General features: G+C 73.4%; 8 protein-coding genes and 1 pseudogene. 1 reads left to right on the forward strand and 8 read right to left on the reverse strand.

The genetic code is table 11. The features are described from left to right. Window positions 1-158 precede the first annotated feature (158 nt). Window positions 159-1,937: a S9 family peptidase gene (locus ABD299_RS22850; protein ID WP_344265992.1), complete on the forward strand. Its 1,779-nt coding sequence runs from the start codon at window positions 159-161 to the stop codon at window positions 1,935-1,937. On the opposite strand, the gene ABD299_RS22855 is transcribed toward ABD299_RS22850, so the two are convergent. From ABD299_RS22855 to ABD299_RS22890, 8 genes and pseudogenes are all read right to left on the reverse strand, one after another. Next, the gene (locus ABD299_RS22855; RefSeq protein ID WP_344265978.1) at window positions 1,876-2,811 is read right to left on the reverse strand and encodes an SURF1 family protein; all 936 of its coding nucleotides are present in this window, start codon (window positions 2,809-2,811) and stop codon (window positions 1,876-1,878) included. The genes ABD299_RS22850 and ABD299_RS22855 overlap by 62 nt on opposite strands. Before the next feature lie 30 nt (window positions 2,812-2,841). Beyond that, entirely contained in the window at window positions 2,842-4,203 is a 1,362-nt protein-coding gene (locus ABD299_RS22860) for a DUF4232 domain-containing protein (protein WP_344265980.1), read from the reverse strand. Continuing rightward, window positions 4,200-4,853 (reverse strand): SigE family RNA polymerase sigma factor, encoded by a 654-nt coding sequence (locus ABD299_RS22865; RefSeq protein WP_425581403.1) that lies wholly within the window; start codon window positions 4,851-4,853, stop codon window positions 4,200-4,202. Before ABD299_RS22865 ends, ABD299_RS22860 begins: the two co-directional genes overlap by 4 nt. Window positions 4,854-5,129: 276 nt before the next feature. Continuing rightward, entirely contained in the window at window positions 5,130-6,401 is a 1,272-nt protein-coding gene (locus ABD299_RS22870; protein WP_344265982.1) for an aspartate kinase, read from the reverse strand. A gap of 216 nt (window positions 6,402-6,617) precedes the next feature. Then, window positions 6,618-7,298 carry a DUF5063 domain-containing protein gene (locus tag ABD299_RS22875; RefSeq protein ID WP_344265985.1) on the reverse strand — a complete coding sequence of 227 codons (681 nt, stop codon included), beginning with the start codon at window positions 7,296-7,298 and terminating at the stop codon, window positions 6,618-6,620. A 122-nt stretch (window positions 7,299-7,420) separates the two neighbouring features. Beyond that, a complete protein-coding gene (recR, locus tag ABD299_RS22880) occupies window positions 7,421-8,020 on the reverse strand; it encodes a recombination mediator RecR (RefSeq protein WP_344265988.1) in 600 nt (199 codons plus the stop codon). Window positions 8,021-8,130: 110 nt separating this feature from the next. Further along, the gene (locus ABD299_RS22885; protein WP_344265990.1) at window positions 8,131-8,469 is read right to left on the reverse strand and encodes a YbaB/EbfC family nucleoid-associated protein; all 339 of its coding nucleotides are present in this window, start codon (window positions 8,467-8,469) and stop codon (window positions 8,131-8,133) included. 70 nt (window positions 8,470-8,539) lie between these two features. Then, window positions 8,540-9,311 (reverse strand): annotated as a pseudogene (locus ABD299_RS22890) (DNA polymerase III subunit gamma and tau); the annotation flags it as partial.

Below are 9,311 nucleotides of genomic sequence, written 5' to 3' on the forward strand. Positions count from 1 at the left end.
CCCGCGCCGGCGCCCGCGGCGGGTGCCCGCCGGCCGGCCGGGGCGGGCCCAGCCGCAGAGAGGGGCCCATGGCCGAGCCTGAGCACAGGGGCACGACCGGCGCGTCCGGTGGATCCGAGCCCGCAGCGACCGAGGCGTCCGCCGGAGCGGCGGCGTCGATGCCCGACTGGGAGAAGAGGTTCCGGGCTCCCCGGGTGAGCCTGCCCCGGTGGGCGGAGGACGCCCCGGACCGATCGCTGTTCGTCTCCAACGTGAGCGGCACGTACGAGCTGTACGCGTGGGACCGGACCACGGACGAGCGCCGGCAGGCCACGGACCGGCCCAACGGCACCACGCACGGCACACTCAGCCGGGACGGCGAGTGGCTGTGGTGGTTCTCCGACACCGACGGCGACGAGTTCGGCGTGTGGATGCGCCAGCCCTTCGGGGGCGGCCCGGACGAACCGGCCGTGCCGGGCCTGGATCCGGCGTACTCGGCCGGTCTGGCGCTGGGCCGCGACGGCACCGCGGTCGTCGGCCGGATGACCGAGGAGGACGGCACCACGATGCACGTGCTGCGCCCCGGTGACGCGGCGCCCTCGGAGATCTACCGGCACCGGCAGTCCGCCGGAGTGGGCGATCTGTCCAAGGACGGGACACTGCTGGCCATCGAGCACACCGAGCACGGCGACGCGATGCATTCCGCGCTGCGGCTGCTGCGGCTGGACGGCACGGTCGTGGCCGAGCTCGACGACACCGAGGGCGGCACGAAGGAGCTGGGGCTGAGCGTCCTGGGCTTCTCTCCGGTCGCCGGCGACGGGCGGCTGCTGGTGGGGCACCAGCGGCACGGCCGCTGGGAGCCGATGATCTGGGATCCGCTGAGCGGACAGGTGCGGGAGCTGTCCTTCGGCCTGCCCGGGGACGTGGCCGCCGAGTGGTTCCCGGACGGCAGCGGCCTGCTGGTGGAGCACAGCCACCACGCGCGCAGCGAGCTGTGGCGGTACGTCCTGGACAGCGGCGAGCTGACCCGGGTGGAGACACCGGGCGGCACGGTGGCCGGGGCCACGGCCCGGCCGGACGGCACGGTGGAGTACCTGTGGTCGTCGGCCGCGGAGCCGCCGCGGGTGCTCTCGACGGCCGGCCGGACGGTGCTGGACCCGCCGGGCATGAAGGCACCGCGCTCGGTGCCGGTCACCGACGCCTGGGTGGAGGGGCCCGGGGGCCGGGTGCACGCCCTGGTGCAGAAGCCCGACGGCGAGGGGCCGTTCCCGACCGTCTTCGACATCCACGGCGGTCCGACCTGGCACGACAGCGACGAGTTCGCCGCCGGCCCCGCGGCCTGGGTGGACCACGGGTTCGCGGTGGTCCGGGTCAACTACCGGGGCTCGACCGGTTACGGCCGGGAGTGGACGGACGCGCTCAAGCACCGCATCGGGCTGATCGAGCTGGAGGACATCGCGGCGGTCCGGCAGTGGGCGGTGGACAGCGGGCTCGCCGACCCCGGGCGCCTGGTGCTGACCGGCGGCTCGTGGGGCGGCTATCTGACGCTGCTGGGCGTGGGCGCCCAGCCGGACGCGTGGGCGGTGGGCGTCGCGGTGGTGCCGGTGGCGGACTACGTCGCCGCGTACGAGGACGAGATGGAGGCCCTCAAGGCGATGGACCGCACCCTGCTGGGCGGCACGCCCCAGGAGGTGCCCGAGCGGTGGGCCGCGTCCTCCCCGATCACCTACGTGGACCGGGTGAAGGCGCCGGTATTCATCTCGGCGGGGGTGAACGACCCGCGCTGCCCGATCCGGCAGATCGAGAACTACGTGGAGCGGCTGCGGGAGCGCGGCGCGGTGCACGAGGTCTACCGCTACGACGCGGGGCACGGCTCGATGGTGGTGGAGGAGCGGATCAAGCAGGTCGCGATGGAGATCCGCTTCGCGCGGGCTCATCTGCCGGCGGCGGACCGCTGACGGACGCCTCCCCCGGCACGGACGCCTCCCCCGGTCCGGACGCCTCCTCCGGTTCGCCGGCCCGCCGCGGGGCGGGTGCGGCGGGCCGGGGGGCCGCCGCCGCCGGGGTGTCCTGGTCCGTCAGGCCCAGCGCGGCGTCCTGCTGGAGTTCGAGCTCGCGGCGGAACAGCCGGTACCACATGAAGACCACGAAGGCGGCGAAGACGAACCACTCGGCGGTGTAGCCGAGGTTCTGGAACGCCTTCATGTCAAGCCCGGTGTTGGAGGGCGCGACGGCCGGCACGGCCCGCATCGGCTCCGCCGCCTCCCGGAGCGTGATCCACGCGTCCTCGACGGGGTAGGGCAGCACGTTGATCAGGGAGGCGGCGCCGATCACGCCGAGCTGCCCGGACGGCAGTCCGGCGGGCGCGTTGACCGCCCTGGGCGACTCGGGTGCCTGCAGCGCACCGGTCACGGTGACCTGGCCGCCGGGCGGGGCCGGTGCCCGGTCCGGGTCGGGGGCGCCCGGCAGCCAGCCGCGCACCACCGGGACGGCGGGGGCGCCGTCGGCGGGCAGCAGCGGGGTGAGGACGTAGAAGCCGGTCTCGCCCTCCAGCGTCCGGCGCGGCACCAGGAGCTGGTGTCCGGGGTCGTAGGTGCCGGTGACAGCGGCCTGTTCGCCGACGGTGTCGGTGGTCGGCGGCAGCAGGCCGGCCAGCGGGACGGCCCGCGCGTCGGCGACGGTCTCGGCCTGCGCGCGCTGCTCGCGGTGGCTTTCGACCCGGTCCTCGAAGCGGCCCAGCTGCCAGGTGCCCATCACCAGGCAGAAGGGGATCGCCAGCGCGACGAAGACGTTGATGGCCCACCAGCGGGACGTCAGCAGGAACCGGTACACGCGTCCACGGTACTCGGCGTCTCGCGGCCGTCAGCCACCGGTCGGTGCGGCAGCCAGCACACCGGTGCGGTAGACGGTGCCCGCGCAGACCCCTTCCAGGACCAGCTGCGCGGCGCGCGGCTCGCCCGCCGCGGGCGTGTACCGCAGCATCGCCGCGTTCCCGGACGGCGCCTCCGGGCCCCCCGGGCCGGTGGTCCCGCCGGTGCCCGCCGAACCGCCCGCGCCACCGGAGTTCGCGGCGTTCCCGCCGGAGCTGCCGGCGTTGCCCGCCCCCTGGGCGGTGGCGCCGCCGTTGCCGTTGCCGGTGGTGCGGAAGAGCGATGCCTGGCCGATGCCGTCGAGGTCGTCGACCGGGTCGCCGGGGCCGCCCGGCGTGCTTCCGCCTCCCGCGCCGCCCTGACCGCCGGAGCCCTCCGAGCCTCCCGGGCCACTCGTGTCCCCGTCGTCCGGGGGCGCCGGGACGGGGGAGTGGACGGGGCACCCGCCCGGGCCCCCTTCGCTCGGTACCCAGGCGAACAGCACCTGGTAGGACTCGCCGGGCAGCAGGACCAGGTTGTCCTGGTACTGATCCGGGGTGGGCAGCCGGGTCGCCCGGTCGCCCTCGGCGCGGGTGACCACATGGAAATCCGCCGCGTCCGTGTCGCCGAGCGGCGTGACGGTGAGCTCGTCGGTTCCCTTGATGCGGCAGGGGTCCCCGGAGACGTTGGCCAGCCGGATCGTGCCGTGAATGCGGCCCTGCTCGTCGGCGGGACCGGCCTCCGCCCTCACGTCCCCCAGCTGGTCGCGGTCGCAGCGCGGGGAGCTGACGGCCAGGGCGTCCCGGTCCTCGGGGGTGATCTCGCCGGCCTCCGCGGTGGCGTCCGGCGAGGGTGTCCCGGCCGGGCCGGTTCCGGATGCGTCGGGGTCCTGCCGGCCGGCCTCGCCGCCCGAGGCGTGCGCCCCCGGCTCGCCGGTACCGCCGTCCGCGCCCCCGGTTCCGCCCTCCTCGCCGCCGGGCCTGCCCCCGATGACCGCGGACCCGCTCTCGTCCGTCATGCCGCGCTCGGTGGCGGCGTACTGCACCACCGGTGTGCCGACGGCGAACAGCGCGAAGGAGGCCGCGGTGCCCAGCACCAGCTGCCGTCGCCGCCGCCTGCGGGTCGGCACCGCGCGCTCCAGCCGGACCAGCGCGTCCCGCGAGGGTTCGAGGTCCCCCACGGCGTCGCGCAGCAGCCGGCGCAGCGCCTCCTCGTCACGGCCGCCGGGCCAGGCGCCGGCCGGGCCGGCCTCCTGACCGGCCGGCGCCCGCGCCTGGTCGGCGTCCGGGCGGCTCCTGACTTCCGGAGCCGGGGCATCCGCGCGCTCCGGCTGCTCCGTGCCCTGGCGGAGCCTGCCGGTCTCGGGATCGGTCATTGTGCGGCCTCCATGGCGACCCGCAGCGCCGCGATACCGCGCGAGCCGTACGCCTTCACCGAACCCGCCGATATACCGAGCGTGGAGGCGACCTCCGCCTCGGACATGTCGGCGAAGTAGCGCAGCACCAGCACCTCGCGCTGGCGGCGCTGCAGCCCTCGCATCGCCGTGATCAGCTCCGCCCGCTCCAGCTGCGCGTAGGCGCCTTCCTCGGCGCTCGCCGCGTCGGGCATCGGTTTGGACAGCAGCTTGAGGCCGAGGATGCGGCGGCGCAGCGTGGAGCGGGAGAGGTTGACCACGGTCTGGCGCAGGTAGGCGAGGGTCTTCTCGGGGTCGCGGACCCGGTTGCGGGCCGAGTGCACCCGGATGAACGCCTCCTGGACGACGTCCTCGCAGGAGGCGGTGTCGTCCAGCAGCAGGGCGGCGAGCCCGAGCAGGCCGCGGTAGTGCGCCCGGTAGGTCTCGGTGAGGAAATCGACGGTGGTTCCCTCAGCCATCGCGTCGCCCACGTTCTCGCTCTGCGCGCGGATGCGGGCGGGAGGCTGGGAGGCGGGCAGAGGAGAGATCACGGGACCGCCTCCGCCCCGGTGGGGCTTGGCCGGGGCGGTGCGTCGCGGGATCGCTGTCGGGAAATCCAAGACCTCTGCCACGCCTGTTGGACACACTCTCCCCCGCCAAGGTTGTACGGCGCGGGCGTGATTCTCGCCACTGAGCCGATCGCCCTCATGTGTGCCGACCTCGTCCCAATTCTCCCGGTATGGGCAGCGTCGCGTGCTCCGAACGGGGCACGAAAAGACGCTCCCCGCACCGCCATGGTTCCTGGAGCGGCGCGGGGAGTTAAATCGTCTCTCGGGGCTTTGGTCCGGATCAACCCTCTTGGCATACGAGTTGGTCACGACCGCTTCGCACGGCCTCCGGAAAACCTCTCAGCGGCCGGTACCTCCGTACACAACCGCCTCATCGCTGTCACTGTCGAGGCCGAACGCGGTGTGCACGGCCCGCACGGCGCCGTTGACGTCGTCCTCACGGGTGACGACCGAGATCCGGATCTCCGAGGTGGAGATCAGCTCGATGTTCACCCCGGCGTTGGACAGCGCTTCGAAGAAGGTGGCGGTGACACCCGGGTTCGTCTTCATCCCGGCGCCGACCAGGGAGATCTTCGCGATCTGGTCGTCGTAGCGCAGGGAGTCGAAGCCGATGGCGTCCCGGTGCTTCTCCAGCGCGGCGATGGCCTTGCGGCCGTCGGTCTTCGGCAGGGTGAAGGAGATGTCGGTCAGGCCGGTGGACGCGGCGGAGACATTCTGCACCACCATGTCGATGTTGATCTCGGCGTCGGCGATCACCCGGAAGATCGTCGCCGCCTCGCCCGGCTTGTCGGGCACGCCGACGATCGTGACCTTCGCTTCGGAGGTGTCATGGGCGACCCCCGAGATGATTGCCTGCTCCATCGCCTGGTCCCCTCGCGGTCGGTTGCTGACCCACGTGCCCGTCAGACCGGAGAACGACGAGCGGACGTGGATCGGAATGTCGTAACGGCGTGCGTACTCCACGCACCGGTGCAGCAGCACCTTGGAGCCGGAGCTGGCCAGCTCCAGCATGTCCTCGGCGGAGATCCAGTCGATCTTGCGGGCCTTCTTCACGACCCGGGGATCGGCGGTGAAGACGCCGTCGACATCCGTGTAGATCTCACAGACCTCGGCGCCCAGCGCCGCGGCCAGCGCCACCGCGGTGGTGTCGGAACCGCCGCGGCCGAGGGTGGTGATGTCCTTCTTGTCCTGGGAGACACCCTGGAAACCGGCGACGATGGCGATGTTGCCCTCGTCCACCGAGCTCTTGATGCGGCCCGGCGTGACATCGATGATGCGGGCCTTGTTGTGGACGGAGTCGGTGATGACACCGGCCTGGCTGCCCGTGAAGGACTGCGCCTCGTGGCCGAGGGCTTTGATCGCCATGGCCAGCAGCGCCATGGAGATCCGCTCGCCGGCGGTCAGCAGCATGTCGAACTCGCGGCCCGACGCGACCGGGGACACCTCCCCCGCGAGATCGATCAGCTCATCCGTCGTGTCACCCATCGCCGAAACCACCGCGACGACCTGATGGCCGTTCTTCTTGGCTTCGACGATCCGCTTGGCGACGCGCTTGATGCCCTCGGCATCGGCAACGGAGGAGCCACCGTACTTCTGTACGACAAGGCCCACGTGTGCTCGCTCCTCGTTCTCTCACTCCCGCCGCCCGTGCGGGGGCGGCGACCAGCTCAGTCTACCGAGCGGGCAAAAAGGCCCCACTCGCTCAGCGGTCACCCCTGCCCGGTGCGGCGGGCGGGCACACGGAAAAACCGGGCGAACGTAAGGGAGGTCACACCATGGCCCCCGGAAAGGGGGAAGCGCGGGGGCGCGGACTGCCCCCGCGCGCCATCAGGAGTCGGTGGGCTTCAGCCCCAGCGGCGCGGCTATCTCGGCCTCCATCACCTTGCCGGCCTGCCGTTCCAGGTCGATGTCCTCGGCGTCACTGTCGGTGTCCAGGCCATTCAGCTCCGCCAGCGGCGTGTCCAGCCGGACGTGCGCCACCAGGGACTGCAGGGCGCGCAGCGCCGCGCCGGCGGTGCTGCCCCAGTTGGAGAGGTAGGAGAACTGCCACCACCACAGCGCCTCGGTGATCCGGCCCTCGCGGTAGTGCGCCATGCCGTGCCGCAGGTCGCTGATGACGTCGGCCAGGTCGTCGGAGATACGGCAGGCCACCGGCGTGCTGCGCGGAACGTAGGGGTCGAAGACCTCGGAGTAGACGTCGACCGGCGCCAGCAGCTCGGCCAGCTGCTCGCGCAGCCCGTCCATGTCCGGCTCCGGGCCGGTGTCCGGCTCGTACCGCTCCTCGGGAACGATGTCCTCGTGCGCGCCCAGCCGACCGCCGGCCAGCAGCAGCTGCGACACCTCGAGCAGCAGATAGGGCACGGCGCTGTCCGGGTCGTCGCCCTTGGCGACCTCCGTGACGGCGACGACGAAACTCTCGATCTGGTCGGCGACCTGAACGGTGAAACTCTCCGGCCCGGGAGCGGCCGGACTGTCCGGCATCACTTCCGCCGGCATCACTTCAGACATCGGGCTCACGCCTCCCCTTGTTTCCCGGACGTGCGCCCCCGGCGGGGCCCTCGTCCTGCGTCCGCACCGGCCTCCTGCCCAGGAATCCGGCAGGCACCCCTCCCCCGGCGCACGGGTCCGTGTCACACATCAAGGAGCCGTCTCCCTTCGAAGGCCCGACCCAAGGTGACCTCGTCGGCGTACTCCAAGTCTCCCCCGACCGGCAGCCCGCTGGCCAGCCGGGTGACTTTCAGCCCCATCGAGCTCACCATCCGTGCCAGGTAGGTCGCGGTGGCCTCGCCCTCCAGATTGGGGTCGGTGGCCAGGATCAGCTCGGTGACATCGCCGTCCGCGAGCCGGGCCAGCAGCTCCCGGATGCGCAGGTCGTCCGGCCCCACACCCTCGATCGGGCTGATCGCGCCGCCCAGCACGTGATAGCGGCCCCGGAACTCCCGGGTGCGCTCGATCGCCACCACGTCCTTGGGCTCCTCGACCACGCAGATGACCGCCCGGTCGCGGCGCGGGTCCAGGCACACCCGGCACTGCTCCTGCTGCGCGATGTTGCCGCACACGGTGCAGAACCGGACCTTCGCCTTGACCTCGGTCAGCGCGTGCGCGAGGCGGCGGACATCGGTGGGCTCGGCCTGCAGGATGTGGAAGGCGATCCGCTGCGCGCTCTTGGGACCGACGCCCGGCAGCCTGCCCAGCTCGTCGATGAGGTCCTGGACCACGCCTTCGTACACGGCGAACGCCTTCCGTTGATGTGCTCGGCTTCGAGGCTAGTTGTCCGCCCTGCCGGGGGCCACCGGTGAGTGGGCCCCGGGCGGGGGGTTCCGCCGGAGGCGGGGGCGGGTCAGAACGGCAGCCCGGGCATGCCCCCGCCGCCCAGCCCCTGGGCCAGCGGCCCGAGCTTGGACTCCTGGAGCTCCCTGGCCGCGTTGTTCGCGTCCCGGACGGCGGCGACCACCAGGTCGGCCAGCGTCTCGGTGTCCTCCGGGTCCACGGCCTCCGGGTCGATCTCCAGGCCGGTCAGCTCCCCGGCACCGGTGACCGTGGCCTTCACCAGTCCGCCGCCCGCGGAACCCTCCACCGGCGTCCTGGCCAGCTCCTCCTGGGCCGCGGCGAGATCCTGCTGCATCTTCTGGGCCTGCTGCAGCAGCTGCTGCATGTCGGCTCCACCACCGGGAAACACGGCTACTCCTGGCTCGTCGACGACGTGGGACGTACCCCCCGAGCCTACGGGTTCCGGTGCCCGGGGCCCCTCACTCGTGGTGAAACTCCTCGATCAAGGTCGCGCCGAGCTCCCGCACGATCAGCTCGTGGCCGGACAGCGCGGTGTCGTCGAGGTCCGGGTCGTCCTCGGCGGGCACGTCCTCCTCGGCGGACACCCGCGGCGGTGCCTGCGGGCCGGGTGCCGGCTCGGGCGGGTGCGAAGGGGCCGGAGGACCGGGCCGCTGCTGCGGCGGGGACGGCGCGGTGCCGGCCGGGCCGCTCGGCGGGGCCGGGGGCCGGGGAGCGGGGGTGCCCCCTCCGCGCGGCGGGCCGGGCGCTCCTCCCCCGCCGCCCGGATCGGTGACGGCCTCGATCCGCCACTGCACGCCGAGCCGCTCGCCCAGAACCTGCCGCAGCACGTCCTCGCTGCCGCTGTTCACGAAGCTGTCCCGCGCGCCGGCGGTCGCGAAGCCGAGCTGGAGGGTGTTCCCCTCGAACCCGGTGATCCGGGCGTTCTGGCTGAGCAGAATCCAGCTGAAGCGCCGGCGGCCCTTGACCGCCTCCAGGATCTCCGGCCACATCTGCCGCACCGTGGAGGCGTCACCGCCACCGCCGCCCTGGGCGGGGGCAGCGGGGGCAGCGGGGGTCTGGACAGGGGCCACCGGGGGCCGCTGCGCCTGGGGGGCGGCCGGGGCCTGCGCCGGGGGATCCCCGCCCTGCTGCCCGGCCGCGGTGGGCCAGGCGCCCGCCGGCCGTCCGCCGGTGTCCGGAGCCTGCCCGCCGCCGGGGGCGGACTGCCCGGGCCGGGCCGCCGTGGGCCAG

Origin of the sequence: Streptomyces sodiiphilus (genome assembly GCF_039529215.1) — a bacterium.
Lineage (GTDB): Bacteria > Actinomycetota > Actinomycetes > Streptomycetales > Streptomycetaceae > Streptomyces > Streptomyces sodiiphilus.